The organism is Rhodoferax sp., assembly GCF_010365055.1.
In the GTDB taxonomy this organism is placed as follows: Bacteria; Pseudomonadota; Gammaproteobacteria; order Burkholderiales; family Burkholderiaceae_C; genus Rhodoferax.
In genome coordinates, this window is sequence record NZ_JAAFHA010000058.1 from 1 (window position 1) to 24,606 (window position 24,606).

A 24,606-nucleotide genomic window follows, 5' to 3' on the forward strand; every position below is an offset into this window, starting at 1 on the left:
ACTTCGATTAGGAAGTCGTCAATCACCGTCTCGGTGGTCTTGGCGATGCGCTGCAGATGGTGCAAGACGAGCTTGCGCAAAAAATGCAGCAGCAATATGAAAGCAGCGGCAGCCAGCAGCGCGTAAGTCCAGTCTTGGGGACTGTTGTTGGTGATGAGTGAACGAAACATGGTGATCGGGTGCCAAGGCCATGCCAGAGTGAAAACCGCACCGTGGCTCACCCCCCAACATATTGAAAGAACTACCCTCAGTAAATCATCACAGCGTTGCGGAAACACAAGGCCGCCCAGTCAAAAAGGGCCAATAGTGACTAGCATTAATTTTTGTCAGCTCAATTCTCATGTCTTCCCTGCCAACTTACACCTCTGACAATTTGCCGCTCTGGCACGCACTCACCGACAGCGAGGCCTTGCATGCCCTGTCTGCCAACGCCAGGACCGGACTCAATGAGCAGGAGGTGGCACGCCGACTGACGCACTTTGGGCCCAACAGCCTGCCCGCGCCCAAGCGACGCGGCCCCTGGCTACGCCTCGCGCTGCAGTTCCACAACCCGTTGATCTACGTTCTCTTGGTCGCCGGAGCCATCACCTTCGGCCTGGAAGATTATGTGGACGCGGGCGTGATTGCCGGTGTGGTGCTGGTCAATGCGCTCATCGGCTTCATTCAGGAAGGCAAGGCCGAGCAGGCGTTAGAGGCGGTGCGCGCCATGCTCGCCACTCGCGCCACCGTGCTGCGCGACGGTGAGCGCCACGACATTGACGCAGCCGAACTGGTGCCGGGCGATATCGTGATGCTGGAGTCTGGCGTGCGCATACCGGCCGATCTGCGGCTGGTGCAGGTGAAAAACCTGCGCGTCAACGAGGCGGCCCTGACCGGCGAGTCGGTGCCGGTGGACAAGGACACGCATGCGGTGAAGAGCGACGCAGCCATTGGCGACCGGACCTGCATGGCTTACTCCGGCATGGTGATCAGTTTTGGCCAGGCCCAAGGCGTGGTGGTGGGCACCGGGCCGCAGACTGAAATTGGCCGCATTGGCGCCATGGTGGGCGAAGTGCAGTCGCTCGACACGCCGCTGACCCGCCGGCTGGATCAGTTCGCCCGCCAGATCACGCTGTTCATTCTGGCAGCCGGGGTGATCACCTTTCTGTATGGCTATTTCGTGCGAGAAATGCCCCTGCTTGACATCTTTCTCGCGGTGGTGGGCTTGTCGGTGGCCGCCATCCCCGAAGGATTGCCGGCCATTGTCACGATCGTGCTGGCCATGGGCACCCGCACCATGGCGCGGAACAAGGCCATCATCCGGCGGCTACCCGCCGTGGAGACCCTGGGCTCGGTGACCGTCATCTGCTCCGACAAAACCGGTACCCTCACCAAGAACGAGATGACGGCGGTGCAGGTCATGTTGCCCGACTACACCCTGGAGGTAAGTGGTACCGGCTATGCGCCGGACGGCGGCTTTCACCGCGACGGCGTGGGCATCGACGCAGCGCAGGACGACGCTCTGCAAGCACTGGCGCAGTGCGCCGCCCTATGCAACGACGCGCGTCTCAAGCACAAGGCCGGCACCGGCTGGCATCTGGTCGGCGATCCGACCGAGGGTTCGTTGCTGACCCTCGCCCACAAGGCTGGGCTCGATGCCCACGACGCCACCGCAGCGACGCCCCGCCTGGATGCGATCCCGTTCGAGTCGGAACACCGCTTCATGGCGACGCTGCACCATGACCATGAAGGCCGTGCCTTCGCTTATCTCAAGGGCGCGCCGGAGCGTGTACTTGGCCTGTGCCAGCAGGATGCCAGCGGCCAGCCGCTCGATCCCGCGGCCTGGCAGGCACGCATGGAGGACGCGGCGGGCGCAGGCCAGCGCGTGCTCGCGCTCGCGCGCTGCGAATTGCCAGCGGGCACGGCGACCCTGTCCATGACGGACATCACCCCGCGCTTCACCTTGCTCGGGCTGGTGGGCTTGATCGACCCACCGCGCGAGGAAGCGATCGCCGCGGTGGCCGAATGCCAGCGCGCCGGGGTGCGCGTGAAGATGATCACGGGTGACCACGCAATTACTGCGGCCGCCATTGGCCGCCAGTTGGGACTGAGCGCTGATCACGCTCTCACCGGGGAAGCGGTGGAGTCCGTGGATGACCAGGCGCTGCAGCGCATCGCGCTGGAGACCGACGTGTTCGCCCGTGCCAGCCCGGAGCACAAATTGCGCCTGGTGGCGGCCCTGCAAGCGCAGGGTGAGCTGGTGGCCATGACCGGTGACGGCGTCAACGATGCACCGGCGCTCAAGGCGGCCAATATTGGCGTGGCCATGGGTCACAAAGGCACGGATGCCGCGCGTGAGGCCGCTGACCTGGTGCTGACCGACGACAACTTCGCAACCATCGCGCGCGCCGTGCGCGAGGGCCGCGTGGTGTTTGACAACATCAAAAAATCTCTGCTCTTTATGCTGCCCACCAACGGCGGCGAGGCGGGCGTGATCCTGATCGCGGTGTTCGCCGGTCTGGCGCTTCCGATCACCGCCGGCCAGATTCTGTGGGTGAACATGATTACGGCAGTGACGCTGGCGCTGGCGCTGGCCTTCGAGCCAGCCGAGCCAGGCGTCATGCAGCGGCCGCCGCGGCGACCTACGGAGCCATTGATCACAAAGGTGCTGGGCTTTCGCATCGCCTACGTCAGCCTGCTGATGGTCGCGGTGACCTTTACCGTGTTCGAATGGGAGCTCGCCCGCGGCAGCAGCCTCGAGATGGCGCGCACGGCGGCGGTCAACATGCTTGTTTTCGGTGAGCTGGTCTACCTGTTCAATGTGCGGCATTTCACCGCATCGGCCTTCACGCGGGGCATCCTCACCGGCAACCCGGTGGCTCTCTGGATGAGCGTGCTGTTGATCGGTTTCCAACTACTGCTCACCTACGCGCCGGCGTTGCAGCAGCTGTTCCAGACGGCGGCGCTGGACGGCGCGTCCTGGCTCGTCATTCTCGGCCTGGGCCTGCTCAAGTTTCTTGCTGTAGAGGCGGAAAAGGCAGTCTTGCGACGCCTGAGAATACGGAATATGTGAATGACTCTGCTTGACCGCTTGCGCGCGCGCTTCCCGACCCGCGCTCAGATCAACCAGAACCGCTGGCTCGCCTGGCTCAACCCCTGGCTGCACCACCCCAAGCTCTGGCACTGGTCGCGCCGCGGCGTAGCTTTGGGTGTGTCCCTGGGCGTATTTTTTGGCCTGATCATTCCGATTGCGCAGATTCCATTCTCAGTCGCCGCTGCTGTCGTGCTGCGTGCCAACATTCCGGCAGCCGTCGCCAGCACGCTGGTCAGCAACCCGGTCACCTTTGGCCCGATTTATTACGGCGCCTACCGGCTGGGTGTATGGGTTACAGGAGAAGCCGCGCCACTGGACGCTGCGGATGTCATCGAACTTGAGGAAGCGGACAATCCAAGTCTATGGCAGCGCATCGGCGCCTTGGGCAAGCCCTTGCTGGTCGGTCTGTCCATCACGGCCCTTCTGACAGGGCTGATGACTTACGGACTGATCACCCTGATATGGCGATGGCGCACGCTGTCCAAACGGCGCAAGCGACTGCGTTGAGTAGCTGCTAGCCAGCAACGCCATGAATGACACCTACCACGAATTTGCCCTGCTGCTGATGCTGTCAGCCGTGGTCGGCGCGGTGGCGGTGCGCCTGCGCCAACCCTTGCTGGTGGCCTACATCATCGTCGGCATTGCGGTCGGTCCGGCCGTCCTTGGCTGGGTCGGCGCACACGACCAGATTGACCTGCTGGCGCAGATCGGCATCACCGTGCTGCTGTTTGTGGTGGGCCTGAAGCTCGATCTGCGCCATGTGCGGCAAATCGGACCGGTGGCGCTGGCCACGGGCCTGGGGCAACTGAGTTTCACCATTTTGTTTGGCTTCATCATCATTCTGGCGCTCGGCAAGGGCTGGCTCGATGCCCTGTACATAGCCGTCGCGCTGACCTTCTCAAGCACCATCATCATCGTCAAGCTGCTGTCTGACAAACGCGAGCTGGATTCACTGCACGGCCGCATCGCCGTGGGCTTTCTGATCGTGCAGGACCTGGCCGTGGTGATTGCGATGATGCTCATGAGCGGGTTCGGCGGCATCGGCTCCGAGGCGGTTGATGGCATGACTCTGGCACTGAGCTTGTTGGCTCGCCTGGGCGGTGCGGCGTTGCTACTTTACTTGCTGATGCGTTATGTGTTGCCGCTGGTGGTCGACACGCTGGCGCGATCGCAGGAACTGCTGCTGATCTTTGCCATCGCCTGGGGCACGACGCTGGCTGCGTTGGGCGAATACGCCGGCTTCAGCAAAGAAGCGGGCGCCTTTATTGCCGGCTTTTCGCTGGCCTCGACGGCGTACCGGGAAGCGATCAGCGCGCGCCTGACCAGCATCCGTGACTTTCTGCTGCTGTTCTTCTTTATCGACCTGGGCGCCAAGTTGGACTTCTCCACCCTCGGTGACGAGACCGGCACCGCGCTGGTGCTGTCGCTCTTCGTGCTGATCGGCAACCCGTTGATCGTGATGGCCATCATGGGCTACATGGGCTACCGCAAGCGCACCAGTTTTCTGGCCGGCCTCACTGTGGCGCAGATCTCGGAGTTCTCCATCATTTTTGTGGCCATGGGCATCAGCCTGGGCCACATCGGCTCCAGTGCGCTGGGACTGACCACGCTGGTCGGACTGATCACCATCACGCTGTCGTCTTACATGATTCTCTACTCGCACCGACTGTATGCATGGTTGGCGCCTTGGCTGGGCCTGTTCGAACGCAGCACGCCGTTTCGGGAACTGGCGGTGGAAAACGCGCCGCCTCATTTAGAACGGCCCGACATCCTGGTGTTTGGCCTTGGGCGTTATGGCAGCCGCCTGGCATTAAAACTACGGGAGCAGAACATGCGCGTGTTAGGTGTTGATTTTGACCCAGAGGTGATCAAGGCCCAACAACGCACCGGCCTGGATGCGCGTTTCGGCGACTGCGAGGCGCCGGAATTCATCGAAAGCCTGCCGCTCAAGGACTTGCCCTGGGTCGTCAGCACGCTGCCCGATCCTGGCGCCAATCGCGCCCTGATCAGTGCCCTGGCCGAACACCATTACATGGGGCAGATCGCCATCGTGGCCCGTGACGAGGCCGACGCGAAAGACATGCGGACCCTTGACAGGGTAGAGGTTATCCTGCCGTTCAATCAGGCCGCTGACTTTGCCGCTCTCGACCTCGCCGCCCGCATCGCCTCGGCTGAAATGACAGACTTCAAGGAGCCACCATGAACTCACCGCTTTCACTGCTCGTCGCCACCGATTTATCTGCACCCTCGCGCCATGCCGCCCAGCGTGCGGCGATGCTGGCCAAAAGGCCAGGGGTCAAACTGGACCTTGTGTATGTGCTGGAAAAAAGCGCATTGACCGACCTGCGGCGCCTGTTGGGCGAACAAAGCAGTGCAATGGAAGGACGCTTTCACGCGCAGGCGAATGAGGCGCTAACACAGCTGGCAGCGGACATGCATGCACGCTGTGGCACCGCCGTCGACTTCCACGTGGTGGAAGGATCAGTGCCGGGCGCCATTGCGGCGCAGGCCGACCTGCTGAACGTCAACCTGCTGGTGGTGGGGGCACGCGGCGCTGGCTTCATGCGCCACTGGCTGCTGGGAGCAACCGCCGAGCGCCTGCTGCGCAAGACCGTGCGACCCATTCTGGTGGCGAAGCAGGCACCGCACGAGCCCTACCGAAGCGTGCTGGTGCCGGTCGATTTTTCCCCGTTGACCCCCTTTGCCATCAAACTCACGCAGGACATCAGCCCGCAGGCGCAACTGATTTTGTTGCATGCTTGCGAGCTGCCCTTCGAAGGCAAGATGCGCTTTGCCGGCGTAGAGGAAGCAACCATCCTGCAGCACCGTGAAACGATTCGGCGTGAGGCGCTGGCCCGACTCAATGAGGTGGCGGCCGATGCCAAACTTGCACCGGGAAAGTGGCTCCCTGTGGTGGTTTTCGGGAACCCCTCGCACTGCATTCTGGAACAGGAAGAAGAGCAAGGCGCCGATCTCATCGTCCTGGGCAAACATGGCATGGGCATGACCGAAGAGCTGCTGCTGGGCAGCGTGACCAAGCATGTGCTGGGGCAGGCGCGCTCGGATGTGCTGGTGGTGGCGCGGTAAACGCCCGGTCAGAACCAGCCGAATCGGGCATGGAGCGTCGCCCCAGGTATGTGAAATTGCGGTCCAGCCAGTCGTGCGCAGCGCTCTCAGCAATGCCAGGGAGCACCGTCCAGCGCCGACTCAGCCACGCTCCCCCGGCCTGGGCCGGTCGGTCAGGCGATCGAGCACCGACGCAATCAGATCAATCGGCATTGGGAAGATGATGGTGGAATTCTTTTCACCGGCAATCGCCGTCAGCGTCTGCAGGTAGCGCAATTGCATAGCCTGTGGCGCTTCTGCCAGGACGTTGGCCGCCTCCAGCAGTTTGGCAGACGCCTGCAGTTCACCCTCGGCGTGGATGACCTTGGCACGCCGCTCGCGTTCGGCTTCAGCCTGCTTCGCAATGGCGCGGATCATGTTCTCGTTCAGGTCAACATGCTTGATCTCGACGTTGGTAACCTTGATGCCCCAGGCATCGGTCTGAACATCAAGCACCTGTTGCAGATCCTGGTTGATCTGCTCGCGCTCGGCCAACAACTGGTCCAACTCATGCTTGCCGAGAATGGCGCGCAAGGTAGTCTGTGCCAATTGCGATGTGGCCACCATGTAGTTCTCGACCTGGATGACCGCCAGCTGCGGGTCGACCACGCGCGCATAGACCACGGCGTTGACCTTGACCGACACGTTGTCACGCGTGATCACATCCTGCTCGGGCACATCCATGACCACGGTGCGCAAATCCACGCGCACCATCTGCTGGATGCCCGGGATCAGGATGATCAGACCCGGCCCCTTGACCTTCCAGAAGCGCCCCAACTGAAACACCACACCACGTTCGTACTCACGCAGAATGCGAACCGATGCAACCACCAGCATGATCAACAAGATGGGGATAAACCCGTATCCTAATTCCCAATACATAGCGTTCTCCTTGGCTATGGTTATGAACCTGAAGCGCCGAGTGGCCCACTTGCGGCCTCTCCTTCGACGGGCGCGATTCCCGTGGGCTCCACCTGCAACACCAGTCCCTCACGGCCGGTGACCTGGACACGCTGACCCGCGTGCAGCGGCGAGTTCGAGCGCACACGCCAGCGCTCACTGTGCAGACGCATCCAGGCGTCATCGGCCGTCACCTCAAGAATTTCCCCACTCGCACCCATCAGCTCCTCCGAACCGCTGACCACAGGCCGCTTTCGGGCTCTGAGCGCGAGCCGGAACACCACAAGAACGAACAACACATTGACCACGGCCACGGTCGCAATCAGCCCGGTCGGAATGCCAAAGCCTGGCGCCTCAGTGTCGATCAGCATGATCGAGCCGACGACGAAGGCAATGGTGCCGCCAATGCCCAAAGCGCCAAAGCTAGGCACCACGGCCTCAGCCACCAGCATCGCGAAACCGAGCACGATCAGCGCCGCCCCGGCATAATTTGCCGATAACATCTGCAACGCAAACATGCCCAGCAGCAATGAGATCGAGCCCGCCACGCCCGGAACGCCAAAGCCAGGCGAGGTCAACTCAAAGTAGATGCCATAGATACCAAGTAGCAACAACAGGTAGGCGACGGTCGGCTCGGTAATGATGCCCAGCACCCGGGTGCGCCAATCGGGCTCAATGAGCGCCGTGCTCGCGCCGCGACTGTCCACAGCGCGTTGTGCGCCATCACCCATCTGCACTGTGCGTCCATGCGCCTGCGCTAGCAGTTGGTCCACGTCGGCGGCGACAAAGTCAATCACACGCTCGGTGTGGGCCTCCTGCGCTGACAGGCTCACGCCCTCGCGCACGGCCCGATCAGCCCAATCGACGTTACGCCCCCGCATCTGCGCCAGCGAACGCAGATAGGCCGCGGAGTCATGCACGATCTTGCGGGTCATGGCGTCTGCCCCTGAGCCGACGGTCTCTGCGGCGTCCTTGGGTTCACTTGCCTTTCCCTGCGAGACGGCTGGGCTCGCAGGCGCGGGTTGTGGTTGCTGTGACGAGCCAGGCACCCCCCCGATTTGCACTGGTGTGGCAGCACCCAGATTGGTCCCCGGCGCCATGGCCGCCACATGGCTGGCATAAACAATGTACGCACCCGCACTGGCTGCGCGTGCACCGCTTGGCGCCACCCAGGCAGCCACCGGCACAGTCGAGGCAAGTATGTCCTTGACGATCTGGCGGGTCGAGCTGTCCAGCCCACCCGGCGTGTCAATTTGCAGGACTACCAGCGTTGCCCGGTCATTTCCGGCCTTTTGCAGCCCGCGCGCAATGTAGTCGGCTGCGGCGGGGCCAATCGGTCCGCTCACGGTCAGCAGCGGAACGATGGAAGCAACAGCCGCCTGTGGCGGCTTGTCCGATGCGACCGCAGGCTCCTGCGTGGCAACCAAGAGGGCAAGCCCCATGATCGCCACGGACAGCGACTGCTTCACGGCACCAGCAGCACATCGCGCAAGGTGTGCTGCAGAACTTGCTGGGCCATACTGCCAAGTTGAGCCTCGGTGCCCCCGTCTCTCCCATGATGCCCGACCACCACGCAGTCAACCGCCAGTGCCGCAGCGCGCTCCAGAATGGCGCGGGCGGGCACGTCATCAAGCACCTCGGCGACCACCGGATTCTGGGCCTTCCCGCTCAAGCCCCGTGCGAATTGATCCAGGTCATGCAGCGCCTGGGCGTGAACAGACTGCTGCGGGCCGGGGCCAAGCGCCAGCGCCAGATGGTGCTGTGCCGCCGGGAACAAGCCAATGGCAACCGTTGCCGCACGCTTGGCCAGCGCGCTCAGATCGACCGCCGCAAGCATCGTGGAATAAGGTCGGGCCGGATCGAAGCGCACCATCAGCACCGGGCAATTCGGCGCGCGCACCAGCCGGGACGCAGTGCTGCCCAGCCCTAGGATCGACAGCTCGGCGCGTGCCCCGATGACAAGCAGCGCAGTGTCATGCGCTGCCACATAGGCCCGGATGGCAACGTCTGCCTCGCCCACGCTGAAATGCGCCTCGACCTGCAACCCGGTCTGCGTCGCCAGAGACGCCGACAGCTCGTTCAGGCGCCGCTTGATCTGCACGTCGGGTGGTGGCTCCCGAGCCAGTCGCCGCGGGTCAAACACGCCTTGCAGGCTGTGCCAGGCGCTGACATCAAACCCATGCAGCAGCCGCAGCACGGCACCATGCGTTAGAGCGACCTGCACCGCTCGGTCAACCGCCGCCGCTGCGCCGGGCGAGAAATCGGTGGCCACCACAATGTTGTGAATCGGCGTCATGTTCGTTGGTCTCCTCATGGCTCCCAAGCCCTTGATTCACCGCGAATCAAAAGCGATTGATCGGATGCTCTATGATTTTGGTCGGTCGCGTTTGATCATCGTCAACTCAAAGAGTTGGCGGCGCGCGAATGCTGTTTTTCTTCAAGCCAGAAGTGCACACTTGACTTTTGTTTCTTCAACAAGGCTCACCATGACCGAACCGCAAACACCGCTCTGGTTACGCCGCACCGTACTCGCTGGCTTGCTGGGCGGCTTGCTGCTCGCGGGCTTTGTGGTGATGCAGCCGTTCTTGGCAGCCATCGCCTGGGCGGCCATCCTGAGCTACGTGTCGTGGCCGCTGCATCTGCGGGTGCTGGCGTGGCTGGGCGGTCGCCGGACCTGGGCCGCACTGACCATGACCCTCGTGCTAACCCTGGTTCTTGGCCTGTCACTGCTATGGGCGGGCCTGTTGTTGCGCAGCGAAGGCGTCGCGGCGGTGCGTGAGGCCGCCGCGTTGTTGGAAAGCGGCGTACGCTTGCCGGAGGCAATTTTGGGTGTTGCGTGGTTGGGGCCGTGGTTGCAGGAGCGGCTGACTGCGCTCAGCGGTGACCGTGCCGCCTGGGGCGCGCCGCTGTCGGACCTGGCCGACCAATGGGGTGGGCGCGCCATGCGCCTGGTCGGTGATCTTGGTCTGAATGCGCTGCGCCTCGGTTTTGCCTTGCTGACGTCGTTCTTCCTGTTCCGCGATGGTGAGCGTCTGCTTGAACAGCTGCGCGGCGTCCTGTACGGCCTGCTTGGCAACCGGGTACATGCCTATTTCCAGGCGGTCGGCGACACCACACGCGCCGTGGTTTACGGCCTGTTGCTGGCCGCCCTGGCGCAGGGACTGCTGGCCGGCCTGGGCTACTGGGTGGTTGGCGTCAGGGCTCCGGCCTTCTGGGGCGTGGCGACTGCCGTGGTGGCGCTGATCCCCTTCGGCGCGCCGGCGATCTGGGGCTCCATCGGTGCCTGGCTGTTGTTGAAGGGCCAGATCAGCGCCGGCATCGGCCTGCTACTCTGGGGCGCGTTGGCCGTGAGCTGGATCGACAACCTGGTGCGTCCGCTCGTCATCAGCGGCGTGGCCAAGATTCCATTTCTGCTGGTGCTGTTCGGCGCACTGGGTGGGCTGGTGGCGTTCGGGCTCATTGGTCTGTTTGTCGGACCGGTGATCCTAGCGATTCTGCTGGCGCTCTGGCGCGAATGGGCGACAGACAATGTTCACGTGCGCGAGCCACCGCCTGCTTGACATTCTCTGGCAAGCGCTGACGCTACCGTTTCAGCTCGGGTTCCCGCACACCGAAAGCGGGACCCCGCGCTGATGGTTGCGTGGTTCAACGGATAATCCCGGCCAGGAACTGCAACCCGAACCCCTGATGCCCACGCCGCCCGTCCCTCCTCCACTGCCGTCACAGAGCATTTCCAAAGACGCGGGCATAGCGCAGCCGGGGCTCTGGGGCCCGCGGTTCGACATGGCCCGTCGCGCTGTGATCCTGATCCTGGTTCTGTTCGCCATCGGGTTGCTGACCCTGTCGGACACGATTAACCAACAGATCGCCACGGCCCTTGCGCTGGCCGAACCGGTCATTGCCCAGCACCCTGTGCTGGGCGCCCTGATTTTCATGGGGCTGGCGGCGCTCTCGGCCATGCTGATGTTCTTCTCCGGCGTGCTGCTCGTCCCCGTCGGCGTGCAGACCTGGGGCGAGACGGGCTGCTTCCTCTTGCTCTGGAGCGGCTGGTGTCTGGGGGGACTCGTCACCTATGCCATTGGCCACCGCCTGAAACGTCCCGCCGTGCAGCGCATGCTGTCCGGGGCAATGATCGACCGCTACGAAAGCCGTATTCCCGAAGGTGGCTCCTTCGTCACCGCCGTGCTGGTTCAGCTGGCCGTTCCGTCGGACGTTTCGGGCTACTTCTTCGGGCTTCTGGGCTACCCGCTGCGCATCTATCTCAGCGCGTTGATGCTCACCGAGATCCCGTATGCCCTGGCTACGGTCTTTCTCGGCAATGCCTTCATGCAAAAACAGTATGTGCTGCTTCTGTCGGCCGCCGGTATAGCGCTTGTCGCGCTGGGCCTGGCCTGGCTGCGGTGGCGGCACCAGCGGACATCCCGCTCATAGCCACAAGCGCCCGCGGCGCAACGGCCCAGATGGTCTGCCGGGGACTCCTCCCCGCCTTGTCATTTATCAATCAGCCGAAGGCTTCTTGTCGTTGAATCGGCGGATTGGTGAATGTCGCTGAGCGATGAACGAATCTCCACCGAAACAAAACGATCCGCCAGCCCCAAAGGTGCAGGGGATTTCCTGTGCGCCGAACCCCGAATCGCTGGCGCCGCGCTTGCTCGCAACGGTGCGCAGCCTGGCCGACGAGTTGCGGCCGCAGGCCCGGCTGGCATCCACGCTGGGACTGGACCACTCGCTGGAGCGTGACTACGGTCTGGACAGCCTGGCGCGTGTCGAACTGCTTGCCCGCATCGACCACGACCTTGGCGTGTCGCTCGGTGAAGCGGCGCTCACCGAGGCCGAGACGCCACGCGACCTGTTGCGCTTCGTGATATCGACAAGGGAGCAAGGTGCAATGGCGGCGCCGTCTGTCGTGGTGCCTGCAACAAGGGCCGATACCTCCCAGCAAGCCGTTAGTGACGCTTATCCGCCAGACTCGGTCCAGACGCTGGTGGATGTTTTTCAATGGCACCTGCAACAACACCCACAGCGCGTGCTGATCACGCTGTACGAGAACGGCAACCAGAGCATCGATCTGCGTTACGCCGATCTGCACCGCGATGCCGTCGCCCTGGCGGCGGGCTTGCATGCGCTCGGGCTGGACAAGGGGTCCAAGGTGGCGATCATGCTGCCCACCGGGCGCGAGTTCTTCGCCGCGTTCTATGGCGCGCTGTACGCGGGTCTGATTCCGGTGCCGCTGTACCCGCCGGCGCGGCCGTCGCAGCTGGAGGACCACCTGAAACGCATCGCCGCCATCCTGCGCAATGCACAGGCGCGGCTGCTGATCACGGTGGAGCGCGCGAAGCCGCTCGCCCATCTGCTGCGGGCGCAGGCCGAAGCGCTGCACGGCGTCCACACCGTGACCGATTTGTCGCTGACGGACGCGCCTATGCTGCGCCCGGCGCTTACGGCATCGGATGTTGCGTTCCTGCAGTACACATCGGGCAGCACCGGCGACCCCAAGGGCGTGATCCTGACGCACGCCAATCTGCTGGCCAACCTGCGCGCCATGTGGAACGCATCGAACGTCGGCAGCTCCGACACTTTCGTCTCCTGGCTGCCGCTGTACCACGACATGGGGCTGATCGGAGCCTGTCTTGGCGCACTGTACCTGGGCTTTCATCTGGTGCTGATGTCGCCAATGGCGTTTCTCGCCCGACCCGCGCGCTGGCTGGAGACCATCCACCGCCATCGCGGCACGGTGTCGGCGGCACCCAACTTCGCCTACGAGTTATGTCTGGCCAAGGTCACCGACGCAGAACTCGCGACGCTGGACCTGTCGTGCTGGCGGCTGGCATTCAACGGGGCCGAACCGGTGAGTCCCGATACGCTGGAACGCTTTGCGGCGCGGTTCGCGACCTGCGGCCTCAAGCGGGCGGCGCTCATGCCGGTGTACGGCCTGGCCGAGAACACCGTCGGCCTGTCCTTTGGTCCGGTGGGCCGCGGCCCGCTGGTGGATCGCGTCGATCGGGTCACACTCGCCCGCGACGGCGTGGCGGAACCGGCGCGGTCCGACGACGCGCAGGCGCTGCGCATCGTTTCCTGCGGCTCGCCACTGCCCGGTCACGACCTGCGTGTGGTCGGCGCCGGCGGGCGCGAGTTGCCCGAGCGTGAGCAGGGGCGCGTGCAGTTCCGCGGCCCGTCCAGCACGCAGGGCTACCTGAACAATCCGGTCGCCAATCAGGGCCTGTTCGACGGCGACTGGCTCAACACCGGCGACCTCGGCTACATGGCAGGCGGAGAACTGTTCCTGACCGGGCGCGAGAAGGACATCATCATCCGTGGTGGTTTCAATATTCATCCGCAGGAACTTGAAACTGCGGTGGCCGGTATCGCGGGCGTGCGCAAAGGTGGCGTGGCGGTGTTCGCGGCCACCGATCGGCGCAGCGGCACGGAACGGCTCGTGGTGCTCGCCGAGACCCGTGTCCGTGAACCGGCGCAGCGTGCGCAAATGATCCGCGCCATCACCGCGTTGTCGGCCACGCTGCTGGGCGCACCAGCCGACGACGTGGTGCTGGCGCCGCCACGCTCGGTACTGAAGACGTCCAGCGGCAAGACCCGCCGCGCCGCCTGCCGCGAACTGTACGAGCAGGGTCGGCTCGGCGTAACGCAACGCCCGCCCTGGCAGCAATGGGCGGCGTTGACGGCCACCGCGGTCGCTGCGCGGACTCGCCACGCGCTGCACACGGCTGTCCGCGTGGCGTGGGGCCTATGGGCCTGGTGCGTCTTCTGCACCCTGGGTGTGCTGGCGTGGTGCGCCGTGATGGTGTTGCCCGGCGTCGCCCAGCGCCGACGTGCCGCACGGGCGCTGACGCGCTCGGCGATCCGCCTGATCGGCTTGCCGGTGCGGGTGGAGGGACTGGAGCGGCTGCCCGCGGTGGGGCCTCGAATTGTCGTCGCCAACCACGCCAGCTATGCCGATGCGATCCTGTTGGGTGCAGTCCTGCCACCCGAATTTTCCTTTGCCGCCAAAAGCGAGCTGGCCGACGTGCTGCTGATCGGCGCTGCGCTGCGCCGGCTGGGTATCGCCCTCGTCGAGCGTTTCGACGCAGCGCAGGGCGTCGAGGACACCCGGGCGCTGCAAGCGCGTGTGCGTGCCGGCGAATCAATCGTGTTCTTCCCCGAAGGCCGGCTGCGGCGTGCCGGTGGCCTGCAGTCTTTCAAGCTCGGTGCCTTCGTCATCGCCGCCGAAACCACAACGCCAGTGGTACCGGTGACGCTCAACGGCACCCGCTCGCTGCTGCGCGACGGCGCCTGGTTGCCGATGCGCTACGCCATTGAGGTGACGATTGGTGAGACGATCTGTCCTGCCGGTCCGGGCTGGGACCACGCGCTGGCCTTGCGCGATGCGGCGCGCAAGGCGCTGGCCGCGCATCTGGCAGAGCCGACGCATGATATTTGAAGCACCCCAGAAACCGCGATCAGCAGTCCATGTTAGGAAGCATCCAAACGCCCAAACAAAAAATCAACGCGACCAGTTCACGCACACTGCTGTGCCACCAGGTCGTGTGGCCTCCACCTAAGTTTTCGGCTTCTCATCAATTTTTTCAAGATTTCAGGCTTGAACAAGAAAGAAACAGCGGTGTTTGAGGATCTTCTTGGCTTGAATACGCCTTGGTCGGTCAAGAAGGTAGACTTTTGCCTCGGGACTTGTAACCCGAAATACAGGGAAGGCCCATTCCGTGCAGCACCGCACTGACGTTCTGGTGCTTGAGCTCAACCGAGGTCATGCTACGCGTTTTCAGAACCTGACGTAATGTGGCGTTTCGTTCACTCTTGCTGTATTTTTCTAAAGCTTGATCTGCGCCAGCACCCCAGCTGGCATTAAACCCAGATTGTTCAGCTGCCCGTTCGGGGTGATCTCTCATAGACTGGTCGGGTTGAATCACCTTGAAGCGCGGCGTTACACTTCAAAGCAGCGCCGGGCCGGTTGCCGCTTAACCCTCATAAGCCGGGATGATGCGCCAGGGCCGCCCACAAACCCGGTCTGAACTGCGGCCCTCGCAGCCTTTTGCCCGTGGAGTGACGAATGCCCCTAGCCCTGAAGCCAAGCCGAATTCTCATCATCGAAGACGAGGTTATCGTCGCCCGCGACATCCGCAACCAGCTGATTGAACTGGGCTATGAACCGGTGGGCCACGCCACCCGCGGCGAAGAGGCCATTCGCCTGACCGGCGAGTTGCTCCCGGACCTGGTGCTCATGGACATTCAACTCGCCAGCGTGATGGATGGCATTGCCGCAGCCCAGATCATTCGCACCCGTTTCGCCCTGCCCGTGGTGTTTCTGACGGCCTTTGATGCCGACCAGATTCTGGAGCGCGCCAAGCTCACCGAGCCTTTTGGCTACCTGCTGAAGCCATTTTCTGCGCGCGAACTGCGCACTGTGGTGACGATGGCGCTGTACAAGCACCAGGCCGAAGCCAAGTTGATCAGCAGCACCTGCCAGTTGCAGGCGCTCTCAAGGCGCGTGCTCGAAGCCCAGGAATTTGAGCGCCGCCGCGTGGCGGTCGAGTTGCACGACGAACTCGGTCAATTACTCACCGCGATCAAGATCAACCTGCAGTTGAGTGAACGTCTCAAGGGCGACTCATCGAACGAGCTCAACACTGAAAACATCCGCATCGTTGACGATGCACTGCAGCAGGTGCGGCGCCTGGCCACCGGGCTGCGCCCCGCCCTGCTCGATGACCTCGGGCTGAGCCCGGCCTTGCAGTGGATCGCCGAAATCATCGCCGCGCGCAGCAGCTTTAGCGTTCATTTTTGCCCGCAAGAGATGCCCCAGCGACTCGCCCCCGACATTGAGACCGCGTGCTTTCGCATTGTCCAGGAGGCGCTCACCAACATCTCGCGCCACGCCCAGGCCACACAGGTCACGATCACGCTGAGCCACGAGAACGAGGCCCTGCTGCTGTGCGTGCAGGACGATGGTCTGGGCTTTGACCTCGCGGCCATGCGCCAGCGCGCCATGCTCGGGGGCAGCGTTGGCGTGCTTGGCATACAAGAGCGCGCCAGCCTGATTGGCGGGCACCTCGACATTGAATCGGCACCGGGCCAAGGCAGCCTGGTGCAATTGAGCTGCCCGTGGCGCGCCCTGGCGCCGAGCGCATGAGCTGCGTTCGCGTGCTGCTGGCTGACGACCACACGCTGGTGCGCGCGGGCTTGCGCAAGCTGCTCGAGTCCATACCCGATGTCTCGGTGGTCGGCGAGGCCGCCGATGGCCTGGCGCTGCTGACGCTGGCTGAGCAGCTGCGCCCGCATCTGGTGCTCATGGACATCGCCATGCCGGGCTTGAACGGGCTGGAGGCCACCGCCCGGCTGAGCAAGACCTGGCCTCTTATCCGGGTTCTCATTCTGTCAATGCATCAGAACGAAGAATACGTGCGCCAGGCGCTGCGCAACGGCGCTTGCGCTTATTTGCTGAAAGACTGCGCCCCGCTGGAGCTCGAACTGGCCGTCAAGGCGGTGTTGCGCGGTGAGACCTATCTGAGCCCGGCGGTGTCCAAAGGCGTCGTGAGCGACTACGTGCAACGCCTGCGCGGCGAGGAGCAGTCCGGCGCGCAACTGACACCGCGCCAGCGCGAGGTCTTGCAGCTGATCGCCGAAGGCCACAGCACCAAGGAAATCGCGCGCCGCCTGGACCTGTCGGTCAAAACGGTTGAGTCGCACCGCAGCCAGCTCATGAAGCAGCTCGACATTCATGAGATCGCCGGCCTGGTGCGCTACGCCATGCACACTGGCCTGGTGAGCTCCGGGCTGTAGGGGTGAGCGCTCAGGTGTTTTCCTGCCCGCACTAGGGTATCGCCCTGATTCCGCTGGCCGGCTTGAGCGGTTATCGTCACAACCATGCTGCGCCATCCAGGTCTTGTGCCATGAATTCCCCCGCCTCGCCCATTCTGGACAAGGCCCGCATTCTGATCGTCGAAGACGAGATGATCGTCGCGCGCGACATCGCGCTGCAACTGGTGGCGCTGGGCTATCAGGTGGTGGGCCACGCCACCAAGGGCGACCAAGCGATTGCGCTGGCGGGCTCCTTGCAGCCGCAGCTTGTGCTCATGGACATTCAACTGGCCGGCGCCATGGACGGCATTGCCGCCGCCCAGGCGATCCGCCAGCGCCATGCGCTGCCGGTGGTGTTTGTCACCGCCTTTGACGCCGACGACGTGCTGGCGCGCGCCAAGCTGACCGAGCCCTTTGGCTACATTCTCAAGCCCTTTTCCGAGCGCGAGCTGCGCACCGTGCTGGAGATGGCCCTGTACAAGCACAAGACTGAAAGCGACGCCAGCGAGGCCGCCCGCCACACGCAGTCCATTCTGGACAGCCTGCTCGACGGCGTGATCACCCTCAATGCGCAGGGCCTGATGATTTCGGTCAACCAGGCGGTTGGCACCCTGTTTGGCTATGACACCAGCGAACTGCTGGGGCGCAACGTAGCGCTGCTGATGCCCGATCCGCACCGCAGCCTGCATGACAGCTACCTGATGCAGCATCGGCCCAGCGGCACGGGCTGCGCCGTCGGCAAGACCCGCGAAGCCGAGGGCCAGCGCCGCGACGGCAGTGTGTTTCCTGTCAGCGTGTCGGTATCCGCACTCACGCACAACGGGCAAACGCAGTTCATTGGCCTGGTGCATGACATCAGCGAGCGCCGCCTGAGCGAAGACAGCATCCACCGCCTGGCCTTTTACGACGAACTCACGGGCCTGCCCAACCGCCGCCTGCTGATGGACCGGCTCCAGCAGGCGCTCATCACCTCCAGCCGCTCGAGCCAGCATGGCGCCCTGATCCTGCTGGACCTGGACCACTTCAAGCAGATCAATGAAACACTCGGGCTTGACGCGGGCGACGAGTTGCTGCAGCAGGTGGGCCATCGCCTGCAAGCCTGCGTGCGTGAAGAAGACACGGTGGCCCACCTGGGAGGCGACGAATTCATGGTCATGCTCGAAGCCCTGGGCAGCGAGCCCCAGGAGGCCGTGTTTCAGGCCGAAGCCATCGCCCAGAAAATCCTGCTGAGCCTGGAGCAGCCCTACCGATTGCGCGGGCGCACCCAACTCAGCACGCCCAGTATTGGCCTGGTCATGTTTCTGGAAAACAAGGACAGCACCGACAACCTGCTCAAGATGGCGGACGCTGCCATGTACCAGGCCAAGGCAGCCGGGCGCAACACCGTGCGCTTCTTTGACCCCGCGCTGCAAGCGCTGGCACTGGCGCGCACCGCCTTGGAAAAAGACCTGCACCGGGGCGTGGCGCAGCAAGAGTTTGTGCTGCACTACCAGATTCAGGTCGACAGCCAAGGCCGCCCCATCGGCGCCGAAGCGCTGGTGCGGTGGCAGCACCCGCTGCGTGGCCTGGTGCCACCGGGCCAGTTCATTGCCCTGGCCGAAGAAACCGGCCTGATCCTGCCGCTTGGCCAGTGGGTGCTGGAGCAGGCGTGCCGTCAGCTGCTGGCCTGGTCCGATCAACGCGACCGCGCCAGTTGGACCCTGGCCGTGAACGTGAGCGCGCTGCAGTTTGCCCAACCGGACTTTGTCGCGCAGGTCACCGGCGCCTTGCAGGCCAGCGGCGCCAACCCGGCCCTGCTCAAACTGGAGTTGACCGAGAGCATGCTGGTGGGCGACGTGCAAGACGTGATCGCCAAAATGAACGCCATCAAGGCGCTGGGCGTGAGCTTCTCGCTCGACGACTTTGGCACCGGCTACTCGTCCCTGTCTTACCTCAAGCGCCTGCCGCTGCACCAGCTCAAGATTGACCAGTCCTTTGTGCGCGACTTATTGACTGACCCCAACGATGCGGTGATCGCCCAGACCATCGTCGCGCTGGGCCACAACCTGGGGCTCAAGGTCATAGCTGAAGGCGTGGAGACGCCGGGCCAGCGCGATTTTCTGGCCAGCATCGGCTGTGATGCCTTTCAGGGCTATTATTTTGGGCGACCCGTGGCGGTGGCTGAACTGGCTCTTGATTTAAGCTAAATCAGGCTGTAGCCCCCGTTGTTAAAGCGCATAGCGCTACTTTTTTTGAATTGATTGAACCGATCTCTCCCTGTTGAAAGTCCCCCATGACCCTCCTCTGGCAAGACAGCTACAAAATTGGCGATGCTGACATTGATGCGCAGCACCAGAAATTATTCGATCTGGTCAACACCTTCCTGGCCGCCACCGACAAAGCCGGCCTGACACTCGGCGCCATGCGTCTTTTCAAATACACACGCGAACACTTCGCCCATGAAGAATCGCTGATGCGAAAACTCAAGTACCCCGCCATCAAAGCCCATGTAGCGCAACACAATGCCTTGCTGTCAAGGCTGAACGCCGTGGCCGACAGCATCTACAAAGACACGTTGGACCGAGCCGATCTGGCGTCATTTCTGTCTGACTGGTTGGTGCAGCACATCGGCAATTGCGACACCAAGCTGGCCGCATACATCAAACTGCAGTAACGGCGCTGGCGCTTGCAGCACATGCCTGGGCACTCAGTTCTTGCAACTATTTATGGCAAATCAGGCGCCAGGCCCCGTTCCATAAGCGTGAGCAGCTATTACTTTTGCATTAAATAACCAGCCAGCAGCCGATGAACAAATTCAAATTGGGGTGGAACTCACTCAAGACGCGCATCACGCTGATCAACTTGGGCATCTTTTTGATCGGCATCTGGTCGCTCACGTTTTTTGTCAGCGCCGAGTTGCACGACGACTTAGAAAAAATGCTGGGTCAACAGCAGTTCTCGACGGCGTCTTTGCTGGCCGAAGAAATTGACCAGGAATTGGCCGACCGCTTGCAGGCGCTGGCGCTCATCGGCAAAGAAATTACCCCGGCCATGCTGCAGCGTCCAGAATCCTTGCAAACCCTGCTGCAGCAGCGCCCGCTGCTGGCGCGCCTGTTCAACAATGGTGTGACCATCGCCGGGCTTGATGGCACCGTGCTGGCTGATTTCCCGCATCAACCAGGTCGCATTGGCGCCAATTTCAGCGAACGCGATTACGCCATTGCTGCGCTCAAAGGCGGCAAAGCCACCATTGGCAAGCCGGTGCGCAGCAAGCTGACGCAGAACCCAAGCTTCGTCATGGCCGTGCCGATCAAGGATGCCGCGGGAGCCGTGATTGGGTTTTTGGCCGGTGTTGTGAATCTGAACCAGCCCAATTTTCTGGACCTAGCCACACGCAACACCTATGGCCGCGACGGCGACTATTTTGTGGTGGCGCCGCAGCACCGGCTCAACGTCACCACCTCCAACAAGAACCGAATCATGGCCACGCTGCCCGCGCCCGGCGTCAACCCGGCGCTGGACCGTTACGCACAAGGGCGCGAGGGCAGCGACATTTTCATCAACCCGCTGGGCGTGGAGGTGCTGGGCTCAGCCAAGCGCATCCCCGCAGCGGGCTGGTATGTCGCCATCACGCTGCCAACCCAGCAAGCCTTTGCCCCGATCCATGCGATGCAGCAGCGCATGCTGCTCGCCGCCGCCTTGCTGACCGTGCTCGCCGCTGCGCTCACCTGGTGGTTGCTGGGCCGCCAACTGGCCCCGCTGCTGACCGCCTCCACCACCCTGCACAAGCTGGATGTTGGCGACCCGTTCCCGCCGCCCCTGGCCATTGCCCGCGACGACGAAGTGGGCCACTTAATCAAGGCGTTCAACCAGCTGCTGACTTCGCTGCAACAACGTGACGCCGCGCTGCAGGAGAGCGAGGCTCGTTTTCGCACCCTGATCGAAGGGACGCCCGAACCCGTGGTGGTGCACCGCCACGGGCTCGTGCTCTACGTCAACCCGGCTGCCATCGGGCTGTTTGGTGCCACATCCCGGCAAGAGCTGGTGGGCAAGCCGCTGCTGGCGCTGATTCACCCGGACTGCCACGCGGCCTTGCTGGAGCAGGTACGGCGCAGCTACGAAGAAGGCGCCAAGCTGCCCACGCTCGAAGAAAAAATCATCCGCCTCGATGGCAGCGTAATCGATGTTGAAGCCACGCGCATCACCATCAGCTATGACGGCCAGAAGGCTATTCAGGTGCTGATGCGCGACGTCACCGAGCGCAAGCATCTGCAGCTGGCCCGCGACGAGGCGCTGGCTCGCCTGCAGAAAATTGCTGACCGGGTGCCGGGCATGGTGTACCAATACCTGTTGCGCCCGGATGGCAGCTCCTGCTTTCCGTTTGCCAGTGAGGGCATTCGGCAGATCTACCGTGTCAGCTCGCAACATGTCAGCAGTGACGCATCCTGCGTACTTGCCATTCTTCATCCGGACGACCTTGACCGTGTGGGCGCCTCCATCGAAGCGTCGGCGCGCACGCTAACGCCCTGGCAGCAGGAGTACCGCGTTAAATTTGCCGATGGCACGGTGCGCTGGCTGCATGGTGACGCGCTGCCCGAGCAGCAGAGCGATGGCGCGGTGCTGTGGCACGGCCTCATCGCCGATATCACCGAGCGCAAGCTTGCCGACGACCAACTGCGCACCTTCTCGCGCATTGTCGAGCAGGCACCGATGACGATTGTCATCACCGACCTGGCTGGCAGCATCGAGTACGCCAACCCCTGGACCACGCAGAGCAACGGCTACACCCGTGAGGAACTCTATGGGCAAAACCCGCGCCTGTTGGCTTCGGGTTTGACCGCGCCCGAGGTCTACCAGAGTCTGTGGCAGACCCTCACCGCAGGCGAAGTCTGGTGCGGTGAGTTCATTAACCGCAAAAAAGGCGGCGATTTGTACGTAGAACACGCGGTCATTGCGCCGGTGCTCGACCATGGCAACACCGCCCACTACGTGGCGCTCAAGCAAGACATCACCGAGCGCAAGCGCACCGAGCAAGCGCTGCAAGACTCCTTGCGTGACAAAGTCGCGCTACTCAACGAAGTTCACCACCGCGTCAAAAACAACCTGCAGGTCATCACCAGCCTGTTGCGCCTGGAGGCCGGGCGCAGCAGCGAGAGCGACACGCGTTGCGTGCTCGCCGAAATGCAGGGCCGCATTCGCGCCATGGCGCTGTTGCACGAGTCGCTGTACCGCTCTGGCACCTTCGCGTCGGTGGACCTTGGGGCTTACCTCGGCCACCTGGCCCGGCAGGCCTTTCGGGCGCAAAGCAGCGCCATGGTGCGGCTGCAACTGGAGTTGGCGAGTGTGCAGATCAGCCTGGACCAGGCCACGCCCTGCGGCCTGCTGGTCAACGAGCTCCTGAGCAACTGCCTCAAGCACGGTTTCCCTGAGGGGCGCGGCGGCGACATTCGCATTGAATTGCGCGCACTGGGGCCAGGTGATCAATGGCTCTTGCGCGTGAGCGACACCGGTGTCGGCTTAGCCGCAGACTTTGAGTCCCGCCGCAGCCAGTCGCTGGGCCTGCAACTGGTGGGTGACCTGGCGCGCCAGATCGACGGCACCCTGCAAATCGAGCCTGGCCCAGGCGCGGCATTTGCAGTCACCTTTGAAATCCACAGAGCCGAGCCGCCCACGCCAGCAGCCTGAGCCTTTAGCCTGTTCGCCAGCGCATCAGGTGTTTCCCCCGCCCCACTAGGGTATCAGCCTGATGTCACCGGCGCGCCGTTGCGCCTAGAGTCAGGCACATGATCAAGATACTGCTGGTGGACGACAACCCGACCTTTCTGGCGGCAGTAAGCAAGTACCTTGCCACGCTGCCAGACGCTCAGGTGGTGGCCCAAGCGCATGACGGCCACGAGGCCCTCGCGCAGGCGACCCAACTGCAGCCCGACCTGGTGTTGCTCGACATCATGATGCCCGGCATGAACGGGCTGGAGGTGGCCGCGATCATGCAAAGCTGGCCGCAGCCGCCGCAAATTATTTTCTTGTCCATGCACGACAACGCGCCGTACCGCCTGGCGGCTCAGGAACTGTGCGTTTTGGGCTTTGTCGGAAAGGCCGACTTTGTGCTTGACTTGCTGCCGCTCATGGCCCGCATGGTCGCCGCTGGCGGCGCGCAAAGCACCGCAGGCAAAGCATGAACCGCAGGCTCCCCCTGCTTCTCCCCGCGGCCCTGGGGCTGGCGGGCGCCATGGCCGTGCCGCTGGCGGGCGGCTTGAGCTGGCTCGGCGCTGGCCTGGCGCTCTTGCTGGCGCTTGCTGGCCTGGCGCTGGGGCTCAGGCATGCCGCCCAGCAACGCGCCTGGACTCAGTCAGTTGAGCGCTACCTGGCCGCGCAACAAGAATTTGGCGCGCAGGTGGCGCCGGTGTGGAGCGGGCACATTGAGTCGTCTCGCGCGCAAATGGAAAGTGCCATTGCTGCGCTGTCCGAGCGCTTTGCCGGCATTGTCGACAAGCTCGATGAAGCCGTGCACACCGCCAACCTGGAAACCCAAAACATCGACAGCGGCGACAACGCGCTGGTGGCGGTGTTCGCCCGCAGCGAACAGGAGCTCGGCGCGGTGATTACGGCGCAAAAGACGGCCATGAGCAGCATGGTGAGCATGCTCGAGAAAGTGCAGGGTCTGGACGGCTTTATTGTGGAACTGCAAGACATGGCCTTGGACGTGGCCAAGATCGCGCAGCAGTCCAACCTGCTCTCGCTCAATGCGGCCATTGAGGCCGCGCGCGCCGGCGACCTCGGGCGCGGCTTTGCGGTGGTGGCCAAGGAGTTTCGCATGCTCTCCACCCAGTCGGGCGACACCGGCCGGCGCATTGCTGAGAAGGTCGGCGTCATCAGCGCCGCCATTGTGGACACCTGCAACGTGGTGCAAGACGCTGTCAAGCAGCGCGACGGCCGGGCACGCAGCACCGAGGCCGCCATTGGACGGGTGCTGGGCGAGTTCAGGGACGTTACCGACGCGCTGCAACGCTCCAGCGCCCTGCTCAAGGACGAGAGCCTTGGCATCAAGATGGAAATCGGTGAGGCCCTGGTGCAACTGCAGTTTCAAGACCGCGTCAGCCAGATCATGACGCACGTCCGAACCAACATCGAGCAGCTGCCCGACTTTCTGCAGCAGCAGTCGCAAGCGCACGGCGAGAGCCGCGAACTGTTGCCCCTGGATCCACATGCCTTGCTCACCGAACTCAAGAGCACCTACGTCATGGCGGACCAACACATCATCCATTCAGGCGGCAAGGTGCAAGCCAAGTCTGACGACGAAATCACTTTTTTCTAGGAAAACACCATGGCCAAAACAATCATGATCGTTGACGATTCATCTTCGATGCGGATGGTAGTCGGCATTGCGCTCAAGGGTGCCGGCTACGCGGTGCTGGAGGGGCGCGACGGCCAGGATGCCTTGAACAAGCTCACCGGCCAGAAGGTGCATCTGATCATCAGCGACGTGAACATGCCGGTCATGGACGGCATCAGCTTTGTCAAAGCGGTCAAGCAGCTGCCTGCGTATAAATTCACGCCCATCATCATGCTCACCACCGAGTCTGAAGAGTCCAAAAAGCGCGAAGGCCAGGCTGCGGGCGCGAAGGCCTGGGTGGTCAAGCCGTTTAAGCCCGAGCAGTTGCTGGGCGCGGTGCAAAAGCTGTGCCTGCCTTGAGGCACCAAAACTAAGCCAACAAGAACCAAGGGATAAGCCCATGACC

General features: G+C 63.2%; 18 protein-coding genes. 15 read left to right on the forward strand and 3 right to left on the reverse strand.

Annotated elements, in window-relative coordinates:
* The first annotated feature begins 340 nt into the window (after nucleotides 1–340).
* Genes GZ093_RS13340 through GZ093_RS13355 form a run of 4 tightly spaced genes read left to right on the forward strand, consistent with a single transcriptional unit; the run spans nucleotide 341 to nucleotide 6,160 of the window.
* On the forward strand, nucleotides 341–3,052 hold the full coding sequence (locus GZ093_RS13340; RefSeq protein WP_296486652.1) for a cation-transporting P-type ATPase: 2,712 nt from the start codon (nucleotides 341–343) through the stop codon (nucleotides 3,050–3,052).
* Nucleotides 3,053–3,580 (forward strand): DUF2062 domain-containing protein, encoded by a 528-nt coding sequence (locus tag GZ093_RS13345; protein WP_296486654.1) that lies wholly within the window; start codon nucleotides 3,053–3,055, stop codon nucleotides 3,578–3,580.
* Nucleotides 3,581–3,602: 22 nt separating this feature from the next.
* Nucleotides 3,603–5,276 carry a cation:proton antiporter family protein gene (locus GZ093_RS13350; RefSeq protein ID WP_296486656.1) on the forward strand — a complete coding sequence of 558 codons (1,674 nt, stop codon included), beginning with the start codon at nucleotides 3,603–3,605 and terminating at the stop codon, nucleotides 5,274–5,276.
* Nucleotides 5,273–6,160: a universal stress protein gene (locus tag GZ093_RS13355; RefSeq protein WP_296486657.1), complete on the forward strand. Its 888-nt coding sequence runs from the start codon at nucleotides 5,273–5,275 to the stop codon at nucleotides 6,158–6,160. The genes GZ093_RS13350 and GZ093_RS13355 overlap by 4 nt, the downstream gene beginning before the upstream one ends.
* 120 nt (nucleotides 6,161–6,280) lie before the next feature.
* Here GZ093_RS13355 and GZ093_RS13360 read toward each other — a convergent pair whose 3' ends face one another.
* The 3 genes from GZ093_RS13360 to GZ093_RS13370 are packed head-to-tail and all read right to left on the reverse strand — an operon-like array spanning nucleotide 6,281 to nucleotide 9,374.
* Nucleotides 6,281–7,060, reverse strand: a complete 780-nt coding sequence (locus tag GZ093_RS13360; protein WP_296486658.1) for a slipin family protein — start codon at nucleotides 7,058–7,060, stop codon at nucleotides 6,281–6,283.
* A gap of 20 nt (nucleotides 7,061–7,080) precedes the next feature.
* Nucleotides 7,081–8,520, reverse strand: a complete 1,440-nt coding sequence (locus tag GZ093_RS13365) for a nodulation protein NfeD (protein ID WP_296486660.1) — start codon at nucleotides 8,518–8,520, stop codon at nucleotides 7,081–7,083.
* Between the two features lie 23 nt (nucleotides 8,521–8,543).
* Complete coding sequence (locus GZ093_RS13370; protein ID WP_296486661.1) at nucleotides 8,544–9,374, reverse strand: universal stress protein; 831 nt, start codon at nucleotides 9,372–9,374, stop codon at nucleotides 8,544–8,546.
* Nucleotides 9,375–9,564: 190 nt separating this feature from the next.
* On the opposite strand from GZ093_RS13370, the gene GZ093_RS13375 reads away from it, so the two are divergent.
* The 11 genes from GZ093_RS13375 (at nucleotide 9,565) to GZ093_RS13425 (ending at nucleotide 24,560) form a co-directional block, all read left to right on the forward strand.
* The gene (locus GZ093_RS13375) at nucleotides 9,565–10,638 is read left to right on the forward strand and encodes an AI-2E family transporter (protein WP_296486662.1); all 1,074 of its coding nucleotides are present in this window, start codon (nucleotides 9,565–9,567) and stop codon (nucleotides 10,636–10,638) included.
* A 127-nt stretch (nucleotides 10,639–10,765) separates the two neighbouring features.
* On the forward strand, nucleotides 10,766–11,509 hold the full coding sequence (locus GZ093_RS13380; protein WP_296486664.1) for a VTT domain-containing protein: 744 nt from the start codon (nucleotides 10,766–10,768) through the stop codon (nucleotides 11,507–11,509).
* A gap of 124 nt (nucleotides 11,510–11,633) precedes the next feature.
* Complete coding sequence (locus GZ093_RS13385; protein WP_296486666.1) at nucleotides 11,634–14,513, forward strand: AMP-binding protein; 2,880 nt, start codon at nucleotides 11,634–11,636, stop codon at nucleotides 14,511–14,513.
* Nucleotides 14,514–15,140: 627 nt separating this feature from the next.
* Nucleotides 15,141–16,220: a response regulator gene (locus tag GZ093_RS13390; protein ID WP_296486669.1), complete on the forward strand. Its 1,080-nt coding sequence runs from the start codon at nucleotides 15,141–15,143 to the stop codon at nucleotides 16,218–16,220.
* Nucleotides 16,217–16,870, forward strand: a complete 654-nt coding sequence (locus tag GZ093_RS13395) for a response regulator transcription factor (protein WP_296486670.1) — start codon at nucleotides 16,217–16,219, stop codon at nucleotides 16,868–16,870. The genes GZ093_RS13390 and GZ093_RS13395 overlap by 4 nt, the downstream gene beginning before the upstream one ends.
* A 110-nt stretch (nucleotides 16,871–16,980) precedes the next feature.
* The gene (locus tag GZ093_RS13400) at nucleotides 16,981–19,074 is read left to right on the forward strand and encodes an EAL domain-containing protein (protein ID WP_296486671.1); all 2,094 of its coding nucleotides are present in this window, start codon (nucleotides 16,981–16,983) and stop codon (nucleotides 19,072–19,074) included.
* Nucleotides 19,075–19,160: 86 nt separating this feature from the next.
* Nucleotides 19,161–19,541: a bacteriohemerythrin gene (locus GZ093_RS13405; RefSeq protein WP_296486672.1), complete on the forward strand. Its 381-nt coding sequence runs from the start codon at nucleotides 19,161–19,163 to the stop codon at nucleotides 19,539–19,541.
* A 131-nt stretch (nucleotides 19,542–19,672) separates the two neighbouring features.
* The gene (locus tag GZ093_RS13410; RefSeq protein WP_296486673.1) at nucleotides 19,673–22,552 is read left to right on the forward strand and encodes a PAS domain S-box protein; all 2,880 of its coding nucleotides are present in this window, start codon (nucleotides 19,673–19,675) and stop codon (nucleotides 22,550–22,552) included.
* 98 nt (nucleotides 22,553–22,650) lie between these two features.
* Entirely contained in the window at nucleotides 22,651–23,046 is a 396-nt protein-coding gene (locus GZ093_RS13415) for a response regulator transcription factor (protein ID WP_296486675.1), read from the forward strand.
* The gene (locus GZ093_RS13420; protein ID WP_296486677.1) at nucleotides 23,043–24,182 is read left to right on the forward strand and encodes a methyl-accepting chemotaxis protein; all 1,140 of its coding nucleotides are present in this window, start codon (nucleotides 23,043–23,045) and stop codon (nucleotides 24,180–24,182) included. Before GZ093_RS13415 ends, GZ093_RS13420 begins: the two co-directional genes overlap by 4 nt.
* A 9-nt stretch (nucleotides 24,183–24,191) precedes the next feature.
* Nucleotides 24,192–24,560, forward strand: a complete 369-nt coding sequence (locus GZ093_RS13425; protein WP_296486679.1) for a response regulator — start codon at nucleotides 24,192–24,194, stop codon at nucleotides 24,558–24,560.
* Nucleotides 24,561–24,606: the final 46 nt, after the last annotated feature.